The following is a 23,011-nucleotide window of genomic DNA, read 5'->3' on the forward strand; positions in this document are numbered from 1 at the left end:
GATCCCCCTCTACATTTGGTCAGTTTTAAATGTCATACTGTCAATTACATCTGCTAATGCGTTTGCAGTATCAAGTGACGTTAAACAAGGAATTCCGTTCTCTACCGATTCTCTACGAATTTGGAAACCATCTCTTTCATAAATTTTTCCTTTAGTCATTGTATTAACGACTAATTGTACTTCGCCTTTTTGAATAACAGATAGCAAATCATGTTCTCCACCAATTTTTCCTACAGTATAAGTTGGTATATTTTTTTCTTGGAAATATTTTGATGTTCCTTCAGTTGCAAAAATTCTATAACCTATTTCATGGAATCGTTTTGCAATAATGTAAGCTTCTTCTTTATCTTTATCACTTACAGTAAACAGTGTTGTACCTTGATCTTGTACTTTTAATCCGCTTGCCGTTAAACCTTTATATAATGCTTTTTCTAGCGTTAAGTCTTTCCCCATTACTTCACCTGTTGATTTCATTTCAGGTCCTAAAGTAATATCTACATTTTTCAATTTACTAAAACTGAATACTGGTGCTTTTACATACACGCCTTCTTTGTAAGGAACTAATCCGTTTTCATATCCTTGTTCTTTTAAAGATATATTTGTAATTGCTTTTGTAGCTAACTTAGCCATTGGAATGTCCGTTATTTTACTTAAAAATGGCACAGTTCTACTTGCTCTAGGGTTAACTTCAAGTACGAAGACTTCACCTTTAGATAAAACAAACTGAATATTGATTAAACCGATAATGTTTAGCCCTTTAGCTAATTTAGTCGTATAGTCTACTAACATATTAATTTCTTCATCTGTTAAAGTTTGTGGTGGATAAACTGCTATAGAATCTCCTGAGTGAACGCCAGCTCTTTCAATATGTTCCATGATTCCTGGTATAACAACTGTTTCCCCGTCTGATATTGCATCTACTTCTATTTCTTTACCTGTTAAATATCTATCTATCAGTACTGGGTGTTCGGGGCTTGCTTTAACAGCTTGCTCCATATAATTTCGTAGTTCCGCTTCAGCGTATACGATTTCCATTGCTCTACCACCTAGTACATATGAAGGTCTCACAACGACAGGGTAACCAATTTCATTCGCATTTTTTATTGCTTCTTCTACAGATGTTGCAGTTTTTCCTAATGGTTGTGGTACATTTATTTTTTGTAATAAAGCTTCGAATTCTTTTCTATCTTCTGCTCTATTTAAGTCCTCTAAAGAAGTACCAAGTATTTTAATGCCCTTTTCAGAAAGTTTATCAGCTAAATTAATCGCAGTTTGACCTCCGAATTGAACAACTACTCCAATTGGTTCTTCATGATTAATAATACTCATAACATCTTCTTCTGTTAAAGGTTCAAAATATAGTTTGTCTGAAATTGAGAAATCAGTCGAAACAGTTTCTGGATTATTATTTATAATTATTGCCTCATATCCAGCTTCTTGTATCGCCCATACTGCATGAACTGTTGCATAATCGAATTCTACTCCTTGGCCGATTCTTATTGGACCAGAACCTAGAACGATAATTTTTTCCTTCTCCGATACTATTGATTCATTTTCTTCTTCATAAGTGCCATAAAAATATGGTGTTTCTGATTCAAACTCAGCTGCACACGTATCGACAGTTTTATAAACTGGATTGATTTGATGTTGTTGCCTTAAATCATAAATTTCACGTTCAGATTGTTCCCATCTATGCGCAATCACTTTGTCACTAAATCCATACTGTTTAGCCCACATTAAACATTCTAAATTCCCTTTATTTTCTTTAAGTTCATGTTCTATCTCAATAATGTGTTTAAATTTATTTAAGAAAAAGTAGTCAATTTCAGTTAGTTCATGAATTCTTTCTAACGATGTTCCTCTTCTAATTGCTTCTCCAATGAAGAAAAGTCTTTCATCATCTTGTGCTTTAATTCTTTCTTCTATGAAGTTTAGTTCAAATTCATCTCCATTAGGTAATCCTAAATGATGTACGCCATATTCTAATGAGCGAATTGCTTTTAAAAGCGATTCTTCATAAGTTCTTCCAATAGCCATAACTTCTCCAGTTGCTTTCATCTGTGTACCTAAATGTCTTTCACCTTTGTCGAACTTATCAAAAGGAAATCTAGGTATTTTAGAAACAACATAGTCTAAAGCAGGCTCAAATGCTGCATATGACGTGCCTGTAACAGGGTTCAGCATTTCATCTAATGTCATACCAACTGCAATTTTAGCTGCCAATTTAGCAATCGGATACCCCGTTGCTTTTGAAGCTAAAGCAGAGGATCTAGATACTCGTGGATTAACCTCGATGATATAATAATTTAAAGAATGTGGATCAAGGGCTAATTGTACATTACATCCACCTTCTATTTTTAAAGCTCTAATAATTTTTAATGAAACATCTCTTAACATTTGGTACTCAACATCTGATAATGTTTGGCTTGGTGCCACCACGATTGAATCTCCAGTATGTATACCAACAGGGTCAATATTTTCCATGTTACACACAACAATGGCATTATCATTTTTATCTCGCATTACTTCATATTCAATTTCTTTATATCCAGCTATTGATTTTTCAATTAAACATTGAGTTACAGGACTATATTTCAAACCGTTCTGAACAACTTCTCTTAATTCAGTCTCATCATTACAAATTCCGCCACCTGTTCCACCCATCGTAAAAGCTGGGCGAACAATTAAAGGATAACCTACTTTATTCGCAAATTGGATGGCGGCGTCTAAATCATTTACAATATCACTTTCCGGTACTGGCTCATTTAATTCATTCATTAAATTACGGAATAAATCACGGTCTTCTGCTTGAGCGATGGAAGATAATTGCGTACCTAACAAACGAACATTATTTTCTTCAAGTACACCATTTTCATGTAATTCAATTGCCATATTTAAACCTGTTTGACCGCCTAATGTTGGTAATAGTGCATCTGGTTGTTCTTTTCTTATAATTCTACTAACAAAATCCAATGTTAAAGGTTCGATGTATACTGTATCTGCAATTTCTGTATCAGTCATAATCGTGGCTGGGTTAGAGTTAACAAGTATGACTTTATATCCTTCTTCTTTTAGAGCTAGACAAGCTTGTGTACCTGCATAATCAAATTCAGCTGCTTGTCCTATAATGATTGGACCTGAACCGATAACTAAGATGGATTTTATATCTGTTTGTTTAGGCATTAATATTACGCTCCTTCTCTTTATGTAATTGAATCATTTCAATAAATTCATCGAATAAATAATTTGAATCATGTGGTCCTGGAGAAGCTTCCGGATGATACTGTACAGAGAAAGCTGGATATTCTTTATGCTTCAGACCTTCTATTGAACGATCATTTAATGCGATATGTGTAATTTCTAATTTTGTATTTTTGATTGATTCTTCTTCTATAGCGTAGCCGTGATTTTGACTTGTTAAATCAACTTTTCCAGTACTTAAGTTCATAACAGGATGGTTAGCACCTCTATGACCAAATTTCATTTTGTACGAAGTTGCACCTTGTGATAGTGCAAATAATTGATGTCCTAAACATATACCAAAGAATGGTATTTTTCCTATAATTGATTGAATCGTATCTAGCGTTTCTTTAACACTCTCTGGATTACCTGGACCATTAGAAACCATCACGCCATCAGGGGCAATATTTAATATTTCTTCTACAGATGTTTGATATGGTACAACTGTCACATCACAACCTCTTCTATTTAACTCACGTACAATATTTTCTTTTTTACCATAGTCAATCAGTACTACTTTATATCCGTCTCCTGTTGAAATATACGGTCTAATAGATGACACTTGTTCAACTTCATCAGTTCTTAACGTATCATTTTTCAATCTGTGAATAACTGTTTCAATTTCGTTTTCATTATCTGTAAAACCAGCTTTAAGAACACCGTGGTTTCTAATTTTTCTAGTTAAACTTCTTGTGTCAACACCGGAAATACCTGGAATATTATAAAATTTCAAAGTTTCATCTAGTGTTTTACTAGATCTGAAGTTACTCGGTTCTTGACATGCTTCACGAACAACTACACCATTTAAAGTCAGTGTTAATGATTCAAAATCATCTCGGTTAAAACCATAATTCCCAATAAGTGGATATGTGAATGTAATAATTTGACCTGTATATGATGGATCTGAAATTGTTTCTTGATAACCTGTCATAGCTGTATTAAATACAATTTCTCCTATTGTTAATTCATCTGAACCTAACTTAAACCCTTTATAAATGGTGCCATCTTCAAGAACTAAGTATCTTCTATTACGCATTTTTTACTGCCTCCTCATAAACTATTTCACCGTCATAAATTGTCATGATTGGGTATCCTGATACAACTTCATCGATAAATGGTGTATTGCTACTTTTAGAAGCAAATTCTTCAGCTTTAATTGGTCTTTCTGTTTCTAAATCTATTATCGTAAGGTCAGCATAGCCACCTTCTTCAAGTCGTCCATAAGGTAAATCGAATGTTTCAGATGGTTTTATTGTTAAATAAGAAACAAGTTGTTCTAGAGTAAATTTTCCTGTTTTAACAAAATGCGTATATAACAATTGGAAAGCAGTTTCGCTTCCTACAATTCCAAATGGTGCATCAACCATAGAAGCTTCTTTTTCTTCTTTGGCATGCGGAGCGTGATCTGTTGCAATACAATCAATTGTTCCATCAATAAGTCCTTCAATTAAAGCATCTCTGTCTTCTTTTGCTCTTAATGGTGGGTTCATTTTGTATATTGCGTCGTCTCCAGGTACATCGTCTTCAGTTAACAATAAATGGTGTGGTGTTACTTCTGCAGTCACTTTAATTCCAGCTTTTTTAGCATCTCTTATTACTCTTACACTTTCTTTAGTCGAAACGTGACACACATGATAATGACAATTAGCAGCTTCGGCTAATAACACATCTCTTGCAATTTGGACAGCTTCACATATTGAAGGTATGCCTGGTATGTTAAGTTCGTTACTACGTTTTCCTTCATGCATTGCTCCACCGTAAATAAGTGAATTGTCTTCACAATGCGCAACGATTGCTTTATTGATTTTAGCCGCTTCTATCATTGCTTCATACATCATTGAAGCTGTCTGTACTCCCACACCATCATCAGTAAATTGGAACATGCCTGTTTCTTTTAAAGCTTTAAAATCTACGTGCTCTTTACCTGCTTGTCTCACAGTAATAGATGCGTATGGTAATACTCTTACAGCAGCATGTTTATTTATAATGTCATGTATTTTTTCTAGATTTTCAACTGAATCAGGAACAGGTTTAGTGTTAGGCATTGGACATACAGTTGTAAAACCACCTCTTGCCGCTGCTTTAGTTCCTGTTTCAATTGTTTCTTTATGCTCTCCACCTGGTTCTCTTAAATGAACATGGACATCAACAAAACCTGGCGAAATAAAATGTCCTTTAGCATCAATCACTTTCAAATTTCCTTCTTCTATTGAATCAGCGATACTTTTGATCTTACCATCTTCTATTTGTATATCTTTCTTCACAAGTTCACCTTGAGATAAGATTTTTCCATTTTTGATTATAAGTGACATTTTACTTTTTCCTCCTTATGATTAAGTACTTCTTGAATACATGCCATTCTCACGAAAACACCATTTTCCATTTGTCTAAAAATGCGAGATTTTGGACTTTCAACTAAATTTGTATCAATTTCGACCCCTCGATTTACCGGAGCAGGATGCATTACAATTGCACTATCTTTCAGTTGTTCGTATCTTTCTTTTGTAAGGCCATAACCAACATGATATTCAGACTTGCTATAAGATTGACCTTTATCATGTCTTTCATTTTGTACTCTTAACAACATGCACACATCAATTTCATTAATAACATCATCAATATTTACATAAGGAATATCAGAAATCTGTTCTTTCCATTGGTCTGGAGCTGAGAACATGACTTCTGCACCTAATTTTGTTAAAGCGTCAGCGTTACTTCTTGCTACTCTTGAATTTTTAATATCTCCTGAAATTAAAACTTTTAACCCGCTAAAATAACCATACTCTTCATAAATCGTCATAATATCCAGTAAAGATTGAGTTGGGTGTTGTCCACTTCCATCTCCTCCATTAATAACAGGTATATTAAGCGATTTTAAAGGTTCATAATATTCATTTTCACTATGTCTGATGATCAGCGCTTCAACTCCTATAGATTCGAGAGTTTTACACGTGTCATATAGCGTTTCACCCTTCTGAACAGATGAAGTATTTGTTTCAAATGGTAAAATGTCTAATCCTAATTTTCTTTCAGCCATTTCGAAACTACATTTCGTTCTTGTAGAATTTTCAAAGAATAAATTTGCTACAGTTGCTTTTCTATCAATTGAACTTATACCTTGTTCTTTTAGATCCTGCGCTTTGTGAATAATGTTTAATATTTCGTCTTTTGTTAAATCAGCCATAGATAATATGTTTTTCAAGGGTAACGCCTCCTAGAATTATTTTATTTTCTTGGGTAAAATGAGATTCAGTAAAATACCAACTGTTGCTGCTAATGCCATCCCTTCAATATTCAAATGAATACCGATACCTGTAAAATCTAGATGTGCTTTTCCGATTCCTAGTACTAAAATTACTGATGCTATAATTAAATTTCTATTGTTACCAAAGTCAATTTTGTTTTCTACCAACATCCTCAATCCACTTGAAGCTATAATTCCGAATAACAGTATCGATACACCGCCCATGACTGGTGTCGGTATAGTGGAAATCATAGCTGTAAACTTTCCAACAAAGCCTAAAATAAGTGCGAGGACAGCTGCACCTCCTATAACCCATATACTATAAATTTTTGTAATTGCTAGTACACCTATATTTTCTCCGTATGTTGTACTTGGAGGTCCACCTATAATAGAAGACATCATAGTTGACACGCCATCACCGATTAATGATCGATGTAAACCTGGCTCTTTGAAAAAGTTTTTACCGACAATTTTATTAATAACGATTTGATGCCCAATATGTTCACTTACCGTTACAAATACAATCGGTAACATGATTAATATTAATCCCCACTGTAATGAAGGTGTGTAATCATGAAAAGGCATGTATATGTCTGGTAATTGTAACCATTTCGCTTTTGCTATCGGTTCTAAATCAACAATGCCGTATAGTAATGATGAAATGTAACCTACAATAATACCTATCAATACTGGTATTATTGATAAAAATCCTTTAAAGAATACTGAAACAATTATTGTTGTAATCAGTGTAATCAGTGCCACTGTAATATAAACACCGCTGTATCCAGTCATTGCGTTTGAATCAGTGTACATTGCCATGTTGACAGCAACTGGCGCTAAACCAAGTCCTATAACCATAATTACTGGTCCTACTACAACAGGTGGTAATAAATTCAGCAACCAATCTGTGCCTGTAAGCCTTATAATCAATCCGATGATTACATAAAGGACACCACTCATGAACAAAGCCACTAACATTTCGCCTAGGTCGTGTGATTTAAGACCGACTATAATCGGTGTGATGAACGCGAAACTTGATCCTAAGTATGCAGGTATTTTTCCTTTAGTAATTAGAATATAAAGTAATGTTCCAAGCCCCGAAGCGATTAATGCTGCTGAAACAGGTAATCCTGTTAAGAAAGGTACTAATACTGTCGCTCCAAACATTGCAAATAAGTGCTGTGAACTTAAGAAAAACCATTGAGAAGGTTTTGGTTTCTCATTTACATCTAAAATAGGTTCAACCGTGCGTTCAAACATTTCTTCGTTGTGTGTCATTTTCCATTCTCCTATTCAAAAAAAGATCCCTTTACAAGATATGCAAAGGGATCTATGTATACAGTTATACCTATACAAATATATACAGGTAGACTGTTACAAAAACGCTCCTTTGCCAGTATCTCGTACTGATTTAAAAGGAATTATTTAATTTAATGTTACTGCTGTTTTATCGTCAATTTCTTCTAGTTCTACTACTATTGATTCGTTAGAAGCAGTTGGTACGTTTTTACCAACGTAATCTGCTCTAATAGGCAACTCTCTATGACCTCTATCTACCAATGTAGCTAAGCTGATTTTTCGTGGTCGTGCATGGTCTAATATAGCATCAAGTGAAGCTCTAACAGTGCGACCTGTGTATAACACGTCATCGACGATAATAACATGTTTATCATTAATATCTACTTCGATATCAAATGATTTCACTTTAATTTGACTATGTTCTACATCATCTCGGTAATGTGTGACATCAATCTCGCCAGTTGGCACTTGTACATCTTCTATAGATTTGATTTTCTTTTCAATTCTATTTGCTAAGTGTACGCCTCTAGTTTTCACACCTAATAATACAATATCTTTCGTGCCTTTGTTTTTCTCTAAAATCTCATGTGACATTCTCGTCAAAGCACGATTGATTGCTGCATCATCCATAATCATTCTTTCAGCCATATTCAATCTCCTTCCACAAAAAAATACTCATGTCTTTAAGAAGACATGAGTATATACTGGTACCTTTAAAAAGGTCCACACGCACATATATGTCTTCTCAGCCTCTCAGGACTGTCTGTTAAAGACGATTTAATTGTTAAAACTATAATATCGTTTTTCTAGTATATTGTCAAAGTATATCTGAAATTAAACTAGTATTATTACAATTATTTTTTATCTTCTATTTTTCTTAACTTTTCTATTAACGCTTCGAAATATTCAGGTAAAGGTGCTTCTTTTTCGATATATTTTCCAGTTATAGGATGTTCAAATCCAAGTAATCCTGCATGTAAAGCTTGCCCGCCTAAATCTAAAGTTTTCTTTCTACCATACTTTGGATCCCCTACTAATGGGTAACCAATATGTTTCATGTGCACTCTAATCTGGTGTGTTCGCCCAGTTTCAAGCTGACAATTCACCAATGTATATTGGTCGAATTTTTCTATCACGTTAAAATGCGTTACTGCTTCTTTGCCATCATCAACGATAGCCATTTCTTGGCGCTCTTTTGGGTTTCTACCAATAGGCGCTTCAATAGTACCGAATTCGTGAGGGATATGACCATGTACTAAAGCAGTATATTCTCTAGTTACTGTCTTATCGACTAATTGTTCTACTAGTCCTCTATGTGCAATATCATTTTTTGCTACCATCAATAAACCTGAAGTATCTTTATCAATTCGATGTACAATACCTGGTCTAATTTCTCCATTAATGCCTGATAAATCTGTCATAGCATACATAAGTCCATTTACTAAAGTTCCAGTATAATGTCCGGGAGCAGGATGTACTACCATTCCTTTAGGCTTGTAGACTACCGCAACATCTTTATCTTCATAATATATCTCTATGTCTAAATCTTCTGCTACTATGTCTACTTCTTCTACTACTTTTTCAGTAGCAACAATCGTATCATTCAATTTAGTTTTATAATTTGATTTTACGACTTTACCGTTTACCTCAACTAAACCTAATTTAATCCAATCTTGTATTTGACTTCTTGACCAATCTGGATTTAATTCAGGTAACAATTTATCAATTCTTACGCCCGCTTCTTGCTCTGTTTCTATTTTAAATTCAAACGTATTCAAGCTTTTTCCTCCTTGCCTTCAAATAAAATTACAATAATTAATACAATAACACCAATTGTTAAAGCTGCATCTGCAACATTAAATATCGGGAAATTATAACCAAATATATACGTATCTATAAAATCTACTACTTCACTTCTAAACAATCGATCTATAAAATTACCTATCGAACCAGCTATTAATAAACTCAGACCGAATTGGATTAATGGTTTTCCATAACCTTCGCTTTTAAAGAACATAACTAATATAACTAACACAACGATTGTCACAATATAGAACAACCACATTTTCCCTTGAAGAATACCCCACGCAGCACCTTCGTTCCGATGAGAAGTTATATATAAAAGATTTTTAATAACTTTTACAGAATCACCAATTTCTAATGATTTTACAATCATATATTTTGTTAATTGGTCTAACGCTATAATTATAACTATAAAAATACTCCATATAGGAATATTATAACCTTTACGCATTTATTGTTCACTCCAATCTTGATTATTTTACCACATAAACAGGTAGGTTTGTTAATATGACAAATAATATTAAACATCTATTTTTATGTTATTACATTAAAAATACTCCTATTAAAGTGAAAACTTTAATAGGAGTATTTATTTACACAACAAATTGTTTTTTAAATTAAATGATTAACCTAAAGTTGCTACAACTGATTGACAACGAGGACATAAGTGATCTAGTCCATTAACTGAAACTAATTGATCTGAATAGTTCCAACAACGTTGACATTTTTCACCTTCTGCATGGTCAACTTTAACTTTAACTAATTCATATTCTGTACCTTCAGTTAATTCATCTACAACGTCAACTTTTGATACAATGAATAATTGATTTAAATCATTAAATTTACTTAAGAAATCAACAGTATCAAACTCAGATGAGTTAGATAAAGTAATATGCGCTTCTAATGATTTACCAATTACTTTTTCATTACGTGCTACTTCTAGAGCTCTGTTAACATCGTCTCTTAATTTCATGAATTGAGACCATTTTTCCATTAATACAGTATCAATTTCATGTGGTTCAGGCATATCTGTTAAATGTACACTTTCTTCTTCAACATGTGGAATATGACCCCAAATTTCATCTGCAGTATGTGGGATAATTGGCGCTAATAACTTAGTTAATTTAACTAATGTCTCATATAATACGGTTTGCATACTACGACGTTTTAATGAGTCTGCTTTTTCAATATATAAAATATCTTTACCGTAATCTAAGTAGAAATTACTTAAATCTACGTTGATAAAGTTTTGAATATCTTGATAGATGTCTAAATAGTCGTAAGCTTCATAATGTGATAATGTCTTACCGATAAATTGATTTAAGCGGTTATGCATGTATTGATCGATTTCAAGCATTTCATCATAAGAAACACTATCAGTTGCTGGGTTAAAATCATTCACGTTTCCTAATAAGAAGCGGAATGTATTTCTGATTTTACGGTAAACATCTGAAGTTTGTTTTAAAATTTCATTAGAAATACGAACATCAGCCAAGTAATCAACACTACTCACCCATAGTCGAGCAATATCAGCACCCATTTGTTTAACAATCTTATCTGGTACGATAACATTACCAAGAGATTTACTCATTTTTTTACCTTCACCATCCATTACAAAACCGTGTGAAAGTAACATTTTATATGGTGAAATGCCTCTTGTTGCTACTGAAGTTGTAATTGAAGAGTTAAACCAACCTCTATATTGGTCACTTCCTTCAATATAAATATCAGCTGGGTAAGATAATTCAGGTCTAGTTTCAAGTACTCCTCTGTGCGTAGAGCCTGAATCGAACCAAACATCCATAATATCTGTTTCTTTAGTGAATACACCATTAGGACTACCTTCATGTGTAAATCCTTCAGGTAATAAATCTTTAGCTTCTCTTTCAAACCAAACATTAGATCCATGTTTTTCGAATAAATCAGCAACATGATTAATTGTTTCTTCTGTCATGATGATATCGCCATTTTCAGAATAGAATACAGGTAATGGTACGCCCCAAACTCTTTGACGAGAAATTACCCATTCTCCTCTATCTCTAATCATGTTGTATAAACGTGTTTTACCCCAATCAATTTTAAATTTAGTTGTATCAATTGCATCTAAAATATCTTGTCTTACTTTACTAATTGAAGCGAACCACTGCTCAGTCGCTCTAAAGATAACCGGTTTTTTCGTACGCCAGTCATGTGGATACGAATGTGAAAAGAATGATAGTTTTAATAGTGCTCCAACTTCATCTAATTTTTCTGTAATTGTTTTGTTTGCTTTATCATAAAATTGCCCTGCGAACTCTCCTGCTTCTTCTGTGAAAACACCTTTATCATCGATTGGGCTAATTACACCTAAATCATATTTTTGTCCGATAACATAGTCATCTTCCCCGTGTCCAGGTGCGGTATGAACACAACCAGTACCTGCGTCTGTAGTTACGTGATCGCCTAAAATTACTAATGATGTTCTGTCGATAAATGGATGTTGCGCTGTAACATATTCAAGTTCAGAACCTTTAAATTCTTTTTCACGAACAATTGTTTCTTTATTCCAGTCTAAATCTTCACAAACAGCATCTAATAACGCTTCTGCTACTACATATTTTTTACCTTCAACATTTACTTGTACATAAGTAAGTTCAGGATTAACAGCAATTCCTAAGTTTGATGGAATTGTCCATGGAGTTGTTGTCCAGATAACGAATGATGCATCTTCATCTACAACACCTTTACTATCAACTACTTTAAAAGCTACATAAATAGATGGTGATTTTTTATCTTTATATTCAATTTCAGCTTCTGCTAAAGATGATTCACTTGAAGGTGACCAATAAACTGGTTTTTTACCTTTATAAATTAAACCTTTAGCTGCCATTTCTCCAAATACGCGAATTTGAGCTGCTTCGAATTCAGGTTTTAAAGTAATATATGGGTTTTGCCAATCACCATTTACACCTAAACGTTTAAAGTCAGATTTTTGTACTTTGATTTGTTCAAGCGCAAACTCTTCACATTTTTCACGAAATTCTGCGACTGACATTTCTTTACGCTTAACACCTTTATTTGTTAATGCTTGTTCAATAGGTAAGCCATGTGTATCCCAACCTGGAACATAAGGTGCATAATAACCAGTCATTGCTTTATGACGAACAATAAAATCTTTTAAGATTTTATTCAATGCATGACCCATGTGTAGATTACCGTTTGCGTAAGGAGGTCCGTCATGCAAAATAAATGGTGTTTTACCTTTATTTTTTTCTAAAATTTTATTAAATAAGTCTTTTTCATCCCATTCAGCTTGAATTTGAGGTTCCTTATTTGGAAGTCCACCTCTCATTGGGAAGCTTGTTTTTGGCATAAGTAACGTGTCTTTGTAGTCCATAAGTTTTAATCTCCTTCAATTATTAAAATAAAAAACTCTAAGTTGAAATAATAGGGACGAAGTAATCGCGGTACCACCCTTATTAACTCAACTTAGAGTTCACTCATTAACTATATATAATTTTATGAAAAGGTGATACCTAAAGAAATTATTCGACTAGGCTTTCACCATCCCTAGCTCGCTTCTACTATAATTATTCTTTAGACGCGTCCTCATCACTATCTATAGATTGATTATTAATCTTCTCTTGATTATTTTGTTCTTCTTTTTGCAAAATGTCAATATTTTCTTCAGTAACTTGTTGTTGATCAATATCATAATTTAATAAATAATCCCAATCATCATTCTTCAACAAATCAAGTTGCGCTTCTACTAACATACGAAAACGAGATCTAAATACTTTAGATTGTCTCTTCATATCTTCAGTTTGGAAGCTTATTTTACGTGCTTTTTGTAAAGCATCATTGATGATAATATTAGCTCTACCTTCTGCTTCTTTAACTATAGAATCAGCTTTTAGCTCAGCGGAATGCTTTGTTTGTTCGCCTGCTTTTTGAGCTTGTAATATTGCTTCAGAAATTGTGTTTTCGACCGCTCTAAAACGATTAATATTTTCATCTTTATCATCTATTAATGTTTGTAATTGCGCTTTTTCTGATTTTAATTTTTCTATTTCATCGCTTAATGATTCTAGATATTGACGTACTTCTGATTCATCTAAGCCTTTATGCACTCTACTAAATTCTTTTTGTTTAATATTTTCTGGGGTAAATGCCATCAGTTTTCCTCCTTAGCACTATTTAAACAAAGTACGATATGTTATACGTAATTTGCCTTTTTTTGATTCACCGTTATTGGCTACAATCTTAGCACGACCGTATCCTTTTATCGATAGTAAATCATTCTCTTCGACTAAAAAGTCTACTCTTTCAATCTCTCTATGATTGACTTTTACACGTTTACCTTCTATGAGTTTCTTGCTTAGCGCTCTACTTTTATTAGTTATATGCTTTACAATTACATCAAGCCTCATAGCACTCACAGTTGTATCTCGTGTAACCCAATTCTCATTTGATTGTATCATATTTTGAAAAGGAATAGAACTCAATTTGATTCCTGCACGTTTAATTTTTGTTAATTCTAACATAATATATGATTCAAATCTTTTTGTCAAAACAAATTGTATTTTTTCGTTAACAATAATATCACCTAATTGATTACGATCAATTCCTAGAGACATTATCGTTCCTAATATATTTCGATGTGTTAATGTTACAAACTTAGTTGGATAATTAAGTTCGATTAATACTATTTCAAAGTCTTCTTCTTCTGGAGTGAAGTAATCAGGAGCAATTATTGCACGCTTTCTTTCAGCCTCATTACCTCCGCCAAAATAATGGACTCTTAATCCTTCAAAACTACCAACTATTGTATCTAAAATGTATTGTTCTCGAGGGTCTAAAAAGTCCGTAAGAACATGTTGATAATTTCTTTCTGCTATTTCACATTTATTAATAAATAAATCAATTTCTTCTCTTTCTTCTTTTCTAAAATGTTGATAGATATCCATTGTTACACCTCTAAATATATATAAAAAAAGGATGGACGCATTGTCCCATCCCATTACACTATATCATTCATGTTAAATTTACAGGATTGGTACTACAGGTACAAACATATTGAATACGCTTATTAAACCTACATAGAATAAACTTAAAGTAATAAAAGCCACAATTGAAGATATGTCTAACATACCTAGAGGTGGAATTATTTTTCTGAAAGGTTCTAAAAACGGTTCATAAATCTTACCTAAAAATTGTCCTATAGCTCCTTCTCTTAATCCAGGTAACCAAGATGTTAAGAAGTAAACAATCATACCATATTGATAAATTTTAACAACAAACAATACAAATCCTAAAATTGTACTTAATAATCCACTATCCATATACTATTTCCTCTATTCTTGATAAGGGTCAACTTGTTCAATTTGTTCTGTGATTGATCCAGCAACTTCAACATTATCAGGTGTGCACAAGAAAATATCTGTCCCAACTCTTCTAATGTCACCGCCGATAGCATAAACTGTTCCACTTAAGAAATCGATTATTCTTTTAGCAGATACTTTATCTATTCTTTGTAAGTTTACTAGTGTTGTTCTTCTATTTTTAAGTTCATCTGCGATATCTTGTGTATCAGAAAATACTCTTGGTTCAAACAAGCACATTTTTGAATTTTGCGCAAAATCCATATTACCACCCATGCTCACCACATTTGTTTGAGATGAATTTGTACGTTTTTCACTCATGGCTTCTTTCCTTTCAGGTTTATTAAAATCACGTGAACGTTGTGATTGATATCTTGTTGTATTATTCTGTTGTGACGGTACACTTTTTAAAGTATTCTGTGCTGTTTTCTTTTTCTCTTGAGAGCTTTGTTCTTGCTCGGGGGCTCTACTTTGCTCTTGACGTGGTTCTTCGTATACTTCCTCTTCATCATCTACTATGAAGAAACCTTTAAACACATCTTTAATAGCCATAATTTACACTCCTTATTCACCAACTAATTTTGTACCAATTCGAACATATGAAGCACCTTCTATTATTGCTTCATTAAAATCATTGCTCATGCCCATAGATAATTCTGTACATGGTGCATAGCTCAGATTTAATGATTGTACTTTATCTTTTAACAGTCTTAGTTGTTTGAAATATTGTCTTAATTTTTCTTTGTCTTCGGTTAGTGGTGCCATAGTCATTAAACCAACAATTTCAATGTGTTCAAAATTTTCCATTTCTTTAATAAAAGGAATGACTTCTTCTGGTGACATACCGTGTTTAGATTCCTCACCTGAAACATTAACTTGAACAAAACATTTAACTTTATGATTGGCACGTTTTTCTATTTCTTTTGCTAATTTCAACCTATCTAGTGCGTGTAAGTATTCGATGTCATCAATGACTTCTTTTACTTTTCTTGTTTGCAGAGACCCAATAAAATGCATAATTGCATCATCAGGAAGTTGCTTTTTCTTTTCAATGAAACCTTCAATTCTATTTTCACCGAAATTTCTTAAACCAGCTTGATAAGCTTCTATAGCTCGGTCTATTGTAACATATTTTGTAACAACAATCACTTGAGGTGATGTTTCAAAACTTGATTCTTTAGTACTGTTACGAATTTGTGACTCTATATCTACTAAATTTTCTTTTACCGATTTCAAAATTATACCTACTTTCTACCTATAAATGCAAGCATTCTTCCAGTATTTCCTTGTTCTACTCTATAGGAAAAGAACTTATCTGTTTCACTAGCTGTACAATGATTTGTCTTAACGATATGTTCTGGTTTTACACCATAAAATATAGCTAACAATTCATTTGCTCTTTTCAAATCTATACCATGTTTATTCTGACCTCTGTTTTCAATATATAAAGATGAATCAATTGGTAAAGACTTAAATTTATTGTAAATATCATCGTTAATTTCATAACTATTTGAAGTTGAAGGACCGATAACAATTCTAAGGTTCTCAATATTACCTTTATAGTTTTCAATCATCTCTTTAATGATTTGCGATTGAGTTCCTCTCCAACCTGCATGACAAAGTCCGACATACTCGCTATTCGTATCATACAAATAAATTGGTACGCAATCAGCAAAACACATTGTCAGTAAAATATTTGATTCATAAGTGTATAATCCATCTAATCCATATAACTCGTTAGTAAGCTCTGATATATTTTTACCTCTATCTGATGATTTAACTTCTTGAATTTTATTTTCATGAGTTTGGATTGGAAACACCCATGAATCACACGAGAAGCCAATCTCATCAGCTAATATTCTTTGGTGTTTTGTAATATTCTCTGGATTATCATCTATATAACGCGCCATGTTAAAAGCATTATTTGGGTAAGGACTGTGACCATCAGTTCTTGTTGTGATTCCAATTGTTAAATTAGGTCTTTTTTGAACATTATATGATAAGTGGTGATTTTGCTGACTAAATATTTCTTCCATGTTATCTCTCCTAATAAAAAAAGTCATCAGGACATATGCCTGATGACTTTTAAAGTTCATTTATCGTCTAGAGCGTCTAGAACGTCTATCTTCTCTATTTCGAATGAAACTTGGAATATCACTATCATCAGTTGATTCATTTGCAGCAGGTTTACTTTCAAATGAAGCTTTTCTATCTAGTGACTCTCCTTCATCTCTTTTGGAAGGTGCTTCTGTAGTTCCACCAAATGCTCCGCCACCTTGAGGTTTGCGCGCACTAGAAGGTTTATCATTAAAACCTGTTGCAATTACTGTAACGACTAATTCGTCTTGTAATTCAGGATTAATAACTGTACCAAATATCATGTTAACATCTTCGTCAGCAGCATCTTGAACGATATCAGCAGCTTCTTGTGCTTCGAATAGAGATAGTGATTCTCCACCCGTAATGTTCATAAGGACACCTTGAGCGCCTACGATAGATGTTTCTAATAATGGAGAAGAAATTGCTTTCTTAGCCGCTTCAATTGCTCTATTTTCACCAGAAGAAACACCGATACCCATTAATGCTGAACCTTGGTTAGACATAATCGTTTTTACGTCTGCAAAGTCTAAGTTTACTTCACCAGAAACAGCGATTAAATCAGAGATACCTTGTACACCTTGACGTAATACATTGTCTGCTTCTTTGAAAGCTTCCATCATAGGTGTAGATTTATCTACAATATCTAATAAACGATCGTTAGGAATAACGATTAAAGTGTCTACTGAAGCTTTCATAGATTCTACGCCAGCTGCAGCTTGTGTTTGACGTTTGCGACCTTCAAAGCTAAATGGACGAGTAACAACACCAACTGTTAATGCACCCATTTCTTTAGCAATTTTAGCAACAACTGGTGCAGCACCTGTACCAGTTCCGCCACCCATACCTGCAGTTACGAATACCATATCGGCACCTTGAATAGCATCTTCTATTTGTTCACGAGATTCTTCAGCAGCTTTTTTACCAATTTCTGGGTTAGCACCTGCTCCTAAACCACGAGTTAATTTTTCACCAATTTGAATTTTTGATGACGCTTTAGATAAGTTTAACGCTTGACCATCTGTGTTAATAGAAATAAATTCTACATTATTCATACCATGGTCTATCATACGGTTTACAGCGTTGTTACCGCCGCCACCAACACCAATTACTTTTAAAGTAGCTAAATGATTAAATCCTTGCTCAAATTCTAACATTTATTATCCTCCTAATCTTTATGACCCATCAATCAAATAACGATTTCATTAATTTCTTGAATACACTTGGCTTCTCTTCTTGACTATCCGAATCATAATCAGCTTCGGAGTGATTGTCGTTACCAGAACTTGAAGCTTTTGTATCATTATTTTTGTCTTTGTTTTGTTTTTTCTTAAACCATTGTTCATAAGGTTTTGCTTTAGATTCTTGATTTACTTCATCATAAGTTTCTTCTTCAATTGTATCCGCATCATAATTATTCATTGTAACATAATCTAGTAGCTCATCAAAGACAATTCCACTAGATATGGTAGAGATACTTGACGTAAATTCTGGTTTGCGAATTCCCATTTGAGATGGTGTGTGTATACGTACTTTTTCGTTCACCATATCTTGTAATAATTCTTTAATTCCTAATAGATTTGAAGTACCGCCAGTTACGATAAATCCACCGTTAACATTTGTAATACCCATATCTTGTAATAAATCAAAAACATCGAAGAAAATTTCTTCCATTCTTGATTCAATAATTTCACTTAATTCTTTTTGAGTAAATTGTGCGTGACCTTCTTCATTGATTTGCTCAACACTGAAAACATCTTGATCAGATGCTGAGTCATAGAATGAATGACCATATTGTTGTTTGATTTTTTCAGCGTTGTCATATGTAGTATTTAATGCTTTAGCAATATCTGTTGTAATGCTTCTTCCTGCCATTTCAATTGTATCCGCATCAACAAGATTGCCTCGTTCATAGAAACCTACTTGAGTTAAATCTTCACCTATATCAATGACACAAGCGCCTAACTCAACTTCTGTTGGCGATAAGATTGACTGATAATTATAAGCATCTGAGAATACTTCTAATACATCTACACCACATGATTCTACACATTTAATTATATTGATTAAAAGTGATTTAGATGTTGCAATCACACCAGCTTCAACCTTCAATGATTGTGTAGCAACCATTTCTTTAGGGTCTGAAACTTCATGCAAATCATCTACTATGAATTTCATTGGGAATACCCCAACAACTTCGGTTTCAGGTACGTCATTCAATCCTCTTATGCCTTCTAAGACAGATTCTATGTGAGCACCATCAATCTCTGTTTCTGTTCCTTCAAATGGTATTTCATATTTTTCATCATATATTTCCGTATTTACGATAGGCATTTTTAAGAAAACTTCTTTAATGTCTACTCCAGAAGCAATCGCCGCTTTTTTGATTGTATCTTTAATTGCTTGCTTAGCAATATCAAAATCATCTATACAACCATTTCTTATTCCATTTGTAAACGTTTGCCCTGTACCTATCACGTTAATGCCATTATGAAATTTTTCTCCTACAATTACTTTTACACTCGATGAACCTATATCTAAACTAATATAATAATGTTCCTCCATCGATAGGCACCTCCTCTAAGACATGATAATCTAATTTACACTATTCTTAGTTTACATGATTGATGTTTTAATGTGAACTAATAATAGGTTTATTTGTTGAATTTTTAGTTAATCTGATGATTTTTCTGTTGATTTTGGTTCTTCATCAGATTTTTCTAGTTCTTTTGATAAATCTTGTAATGCTTGATCTAACTTTTGTTGCTCAGATTTTGTATTTTCTTCTTGTTCACTTTCTTTATTTGCACGCTCTTTTTGTTGTTCTTTAGATTCATATGGTAAGAATGTAGCACCGACTTGTAAATCAACAAAACCTGGTGTTTTTAATTCTCCAGTATTATCTCTCTCTAATTTATCAGATATGCTAGGATAATAGTTAATTTTATTTGCAAAAGTTTGAATATCTCCAACAACTTCTACATTATCTGTCATAAACATTTGGATTCTATTTTGATTATTTTCACCTGGTTTATAATTAATTTCTGAAATCATTGATTTTACTTTAGGTTTTACTTTCTTTAACTCTGGTACAATTTTGTTTAATTTTTTAGAAGTGAAGTCATTTAAAATCGGAACATCGATTGGTAAATCTGTTGATAATTTTTTGATAGTAGAACCGTTTTCCAATAGTGGTTCATACCCTTTTTTATTTTTGATTAAGCCTATTGTTTCATATTCTTTAACATTTACGATTAAATCATTAGGAAAACGACGCTTTATTTCAACATTTTTAATACCTTCGATTTTTTCAATCTTAGATTTCATTTCGCTCATTGGCAAATTATAAATTCTAGAATCAGATTTTATATTTAATGCTTTTTCGATATCTTTTTTAGCAACAAGCTTTTCACCATTAATTTCTACTTTATCTACTTTACTGATATCCGTAAACATATATAAAACTACTAACAAGACAAGGAGTATAACACCAATGAATACGCCTAATTGAATTTGTCGTCTACGCTTTCTTTTTGTTTTTAGACTTTTAAGGTGTTTATCTTCTGTAGCCGTTTCAAATTGTAAAATATCTTCATTTTTATCAGAACTCTTACTCACTGTTGTCACTCCTTATAACCATTTTTCTAGAATGAAGGTAAATGTTTTTGGAAACTCTCAATAAATTCATCTCCACGTGCTTCAAATGTATCGTATTGATCCCAACTTGCGCATGCGGGAGATAATAATACAACATCATTAGATTGAATATGATCTTGTATTAAATCAACAGCACCTTTAACATCTTTAGCTTCTAGTACTTCTTTACCTTGACTTGCACCTAAAGTTTTTAATTTACCTTTTGTTTCACCAAAAGTGACCATTAATCTAACTTTATCCATATAAGGAATTAAATCGTCGAAATCATTACCTCTATCTAATCCCCCACATAACCAAATAATTGGTGAATTAAATGAGCTTAACGCAAATCTTGTTGCTAATGTATTTGTAGCTTTCGAATCATTGTAATATTTATTACCTCTGTTTGTTCCTATGTACTGTAGTCTATGTTTTATCCCAGAGAATGTAGTAAGGGTATGAACTATAGACTTGATATCTACTCCGGATATAATAGAAGCGAGAACTGCTACTAATACATTTTCTAAATTATGCTTACCAGGTAATACGATGTCATTCGTGTTAATAATACGCACACCATTATATACTACATAATCGTCTTTGATGTATATCCCGTTTACCTCTTGTTCTGTTGAAAAATATAAAATCTTTGATTTAATTTCATCTTTGTCAATAAGATGTCTTTGTTCATAATTAAATATTAGATAATCATCTTCAGTTTGATTTTTAAATATATTCTTTTTAGCATTTTGATACTCTTCTAATGAACCATGATAATCTAAGTGAGCTGAATAAATATTTGTAACAATTGCAATATGAGGCCTGTATTCAACCGTTCCTAGAAGTTGGAATGACGATAACTCAGTAATTAGGTAATCATCTTTCGTCACATCTTGTGCTACTTTCGATGCTACAACACCTATATTGCCCGATACTTGGCCTTTCACTTTGCTATTTCCAAACATATCACCAATTAGTGAAGTAACTGTAGTTTTCCCGTTTGTTCCTGTGATACCAATTATAGGCGCTTCAGAAATATAATAACTTAACTCAATTTCCGTTATGATTTTTAAATTTTTATTTAATGCCTCTTGTAATAAAGGAATTTTATATGGGATACCTGGGTTTTTAACGATTAATGGATTATTATCCAATAAACTCAGTGGATGTTCACCACTAATAACTTTAATCCCATCATTTACAAGCTCCAATGCATGTGGATTGTTCGTTAAATCTTGTCCATCATTTACTATAACGTTTGCACCTAGTTTCTTACAAAGCTTAGCACTTTCATATCCACTTTTTGCTAACCCTAAAATCAAGACGTTCTTATCTTTCAATCCAGTATATGGCTTCACTTTACATCACTCCAATCCATAGACCTATAGCCCCTGTAATGATACCAGTAGCCCAAAATACTAATACAACTTTCCATTCACTCCAACCTACTAATTCAAAATGATGGTGCAATGGACTCATTTTAAATATTCTTTTCCCAGTAAGTTTATACGAAGTTACTTGTAGCATTACAGATAAAGTTTCAATAACGAATACAAAACCGATCAATAATAAAGTAATTTCTTGATTTAACATAATAGAAATAGTTGCAAAGATACCGCCTAATGCCAAGCTACCTGTGTCACCCATAAATACTTTTGCTGGATACTTATTATAAATTAAGAATCCAATTAAACTAGCTAACATCACTAAACAGAATAACCCTATTTCTGGTTTATCTAAAACAAATGACAATATTGCATAAAATGCAAATGCTATAACAGATAGCCCAGTCGATAAGCCATCTAACCCATCAGTTAAGTTAACAGCATTACTAAATCCTACTTGCCAAAATATAATAAACACGATATAGAATACTGATAACGGTAATGACCAATCAGTAAACGGTATATTAATCGCTGACTCAAATTGATAATTTGGTAACGCAACACTGACAATATAAAATATTACAGCTATTGCAATTTGAGCTAAAAACTTCTGTTTACTCGTTAAGCCTTGGTTATTTTTTTTAACGACAATTATATAATCGTCTATAAAACCAATCAGTCCAAAACCTATTGTGACAAATAATAATAAAATTAGTGGTCCGATTTGGTCAGCGAAAAATAATGCAATAACCGTCACTACAATGGTAGAAAGTAAAAATGTCAATCCGCCCATTGTTGGTGTGCCTGTTTTTTTCATATGACTTTGAGGACCCTCTTCTCTTATACTCTGCCCAAACTTAAGTTTTTTAAGTGTGGGGATAAGTATTGGTACAAGAATCAAAGTCAATAAAAACGCAATGACAGGTAGCGTAAAATTCATAATAGTT

Annotated in this window: 20 protein-coding genes; all 20 read right to left on the minus strand. The window is 32.9% G+C overall.

Annotated elements, in window-relative coordinates:
• Nucleotides 1-9: 9 nt before the first annotated feature.
• Nucleotides 10-3,183 (minus strand): carbamoyl-phosphate synthase large subunit, encoded by a 3,174-nt coding sequence (carB, locus tag LQ688_RS11400; protein ID WP_239724728.1) that lies wholly within the window; start codon nucleotides 3,181-3,183, stop codon nucleotides 10-12.
• Nucleotides 3,176-4,276 carry a carbamoyl phosphate synthase small subunit gene (locus LQ688_RS11405; RefSeq protein WP_239724727.1) on the minus strand — a complete coding sequence of 367 codons (1,101 nt, stop codon included), beginning with the start codon at nucleotides 4,274-4,276 and terminating at the stop codon, nucleotides 3,176-3,178. Before LQ688_RS11405 ends, carB begins: the two co-directional genes overlap by 8 nt.
• Nucleotides 4,269-5,552, minus strand: a complete 1,284-nt coding sequence (locus LQ688_RS11410; protein WP_017000573.1) for a dihydroorotase — start codon at nucleotides 5,550-5,552, stop codon at nucleotides 4,269-4,271. The genes LQ688_RS11405 and LQ688_RS11410 overlap by 8 nt, the downstream gene beginning before the upstream one ends.
• Nucleotides 5,540-6,442: an aspartate carbamoyltransferase catalytic subunit gene (locus LQ688_RS11415; protein WP_064204068.1), complete on the minus strand. Its 903-nt coding sequence runs from the start codon at nucleotides 6,440-6,442 to the stop codon at nucleotides 5,540-5,542. Before LQ688_RS11415 ends, LQ688_RS11410 begins: the two co-directional genes overlap by 13 nt.
• 18 nt (nucleotides 6,443-6,460) lie before the next feature.
• Entirely contained in the window at nucleotides 6,461-7,762 is a 1,302-nt protein-coding gene (gene uraA, locus LQ688_RS11420) for a uracil permease (protein ID WP_017000569.1), read from the minus strand.
• Between the two features lie 147 nt (nucleotides 7,763-7,909).
• Nucleotides 7,910-8,431, minus strand: a complete 522-nt coding sequence (gene pyrR, locus LQ688_RS11425; protein ID WP_017000567.1) for a bifunctional pyr operon transcriptional regulator/uracil phosphoribosyltransferase PyrR — start codon at nucleotides 8,429-8,431, stop codon at nucleotides 7,910-7,912.
• Between the two features lie 206 nt (nucleotides 8,432-8,637).
• Nucleotides 8,638-9,561, minus strand: a complete 924-nt coding sequence (locus LQ688_RS11430; protein WP_239724726.1) for an RluA family pseudouridine synthase — start codon at nucleotides 9,559-9,561, stop codon at nucleotides 8,638-8,640.
• A complete protein-coding gene (lspA, locus tag LQ688_RS11435) occupies nucleotides 9,558-10,037 on the minus strand; it encodes a signal peptidase II (RefSeq protein WP_064211145.1) in 480 nt (159 codons plus the stop codon). Before lspA ends, LQ688_RS11430 begins: the two co-directional genes overlap by 4 nt.
• Nucleotides 10,038-10,211: 174 nt before the next feature.
• A complete protein-coding gene (ileS, locus tag LQ688_RS11440) occupies nucleotides 10,212-12,962 on the minus strand; it encodes an isoleucine--tRNA ligase (protein WP_239752768.1) in 2,751 nt (916 codons plus the stop codon).
• 193 nt (nucleotides 12,963-13,155) lie between these two features.
• Nucleotides 13,156-13,740, minus strand: coding sequence for a DivIVA domain-containing protein (locus tag LQ688_RS11445; protein ID WP_017000559.1), 585 nt, complete (start codon nucleotides 13,738-13,740; stop codon nucleotides 13,156-13,158).
• An 18-nt stretch (nucleotides 13,741-13,758) separates the two neighbouring features.
• On the minus strand, nucleotides 13,759-14,532 hold the full coding sequence (locus LQ688_RS11450) for a YlmH family RNA-binding protein (protein ID WP_182093863.1): 774 nt from the start codon (nucleotides 14,530-14,532) through the stop codon (nucleotides 13,759-13,761).
• Between the two features lie 78 nt (nucleotides 14,533-14,610).
• Nucleotides 14,611-14,907, minus strand: coding sequence for a YggT family protein (locus LQ688_RS11455; RefSeq protein WP_017000554.1), 297 nt, complete (start codon nucleotides 14,905-14,907; stop codon nucleotides 14,611-14,613).
• A 12-nt stretch (nucleotides 14,908-14,919) separates the two neighbouring features.
• Nucleotides 14,920-15,498, minus strand: coding sequence for a cell division protein SepF (locus LQ688_RS11460; protein WP_017000552.1), 579 nt, complete (start codon nucleotides 15,496-15,498; stop codon nucleotides 14,920-14,922).
• 12 nt (nucleotides 15,499-15,510) lie between these two features.
• Nucleotides 15,511-16,182 (minus strand): YggS family pyridoxal phosphate-dependent enzyme, encoded by a 672-nt coding sequence (locus LQ688_RS11465; RefSeq protein ID WP_182093862.1) that lies wholly within the window; start codon nucleotides 16,180-16,182, stop codon nucleotides 15,511-15,513.
• 8 nt (nucleotides 16,183-16,190) lie between these two features.
• Entirely contained in the window at nucleotides 16,191-16,982 is a 792-nt protein-coding gene (pgeF, locus tag LQ688_RS11470; RefSeq protein ID WP_182093861.1) for a peptidoglycan editing factor PgeF, read from the minus strand.
• A gap of 60 nt (nucleotides 16,983-17,042) precedes the next feature.
• Nucleotides 17,043-18,200, minus strand: coding sequence for a cell division protein FtsZ (gene ftsZ, locus LQ688_RS11475; protein WP_017000549.1), 1,158 nt, complete (start codon nucleotides 18,198-18,200; stop codon nucleotides 17,043-17,045).
• A gap of 28 nt (nucleotides 18,201-18,228) precedes the next feature.
• Nucleotides 18,229-19,608, minus strand: coding sequence for a cell division protein FtsA (gene ftsA, locus LQ688_RS11480; RefSeq protein ID WP_017000548.1), 1,380 nt, complete (start codon nucleotides 19,606-19,608; stop codon nucleotides 18,229-18,231).
• 108 nt (nucleotides 19,609-19,716) lie between these two features.
• A complete protein-coding gene (locus LQ688_RS11485; RefSeq protein WP_064204073.1) occupies nucleotides 19,717-20,661 on the minus strand; it encodes a cell division protein FtsQ/DivIB in 945 nt (314 codons plus the stop codon).
• A gap of 26 nt (nucleotides 20,662-20,687) precedes the next feature.
• On the minus strand, nucleotides 20,688-22,037 hold the full coding sequence (gene murD / locus LQ688_RS11490) for a UDP-N-acetylmuramoyl-L-alanine--D-glutamate ligase (RefSeq protein ID WP_064204074.1): 1,350 nt from the start codon (nucleotides 22,035-22,037) through the stop codon (nucleotides 20,688-20,690).
• Nucleotide 22,038: 1 nt separating this feature from the next.
• Nucleotides 22,039-23,004: a phospho-N-acetylmuramoyl-pentapeptide-transferase gene (gene mraY, locus LQ688_RS11495; RefSeq protein WP_017000545.1), complete on the minus strand. Its 966-nt coding sequence runs from the start codon at nucleotides 23,002-23,004 to the stop codon at nucleotides 22,039-22,041.
• Nucleotides 23,005-23,011 lie beyond the last annotated feature (7 nt).

The sequence above is a fragment of the Mammaliicoccus sp. J-M40 genome (assembly GCF_022386395.1).
Classification (GTDB): domain Bacteria; phylum Bacillota; class Bacilli; order Staphylococcales; family Staphylococcaceae; genus Mammaliicoccus; species Mammaliicoccus lentus.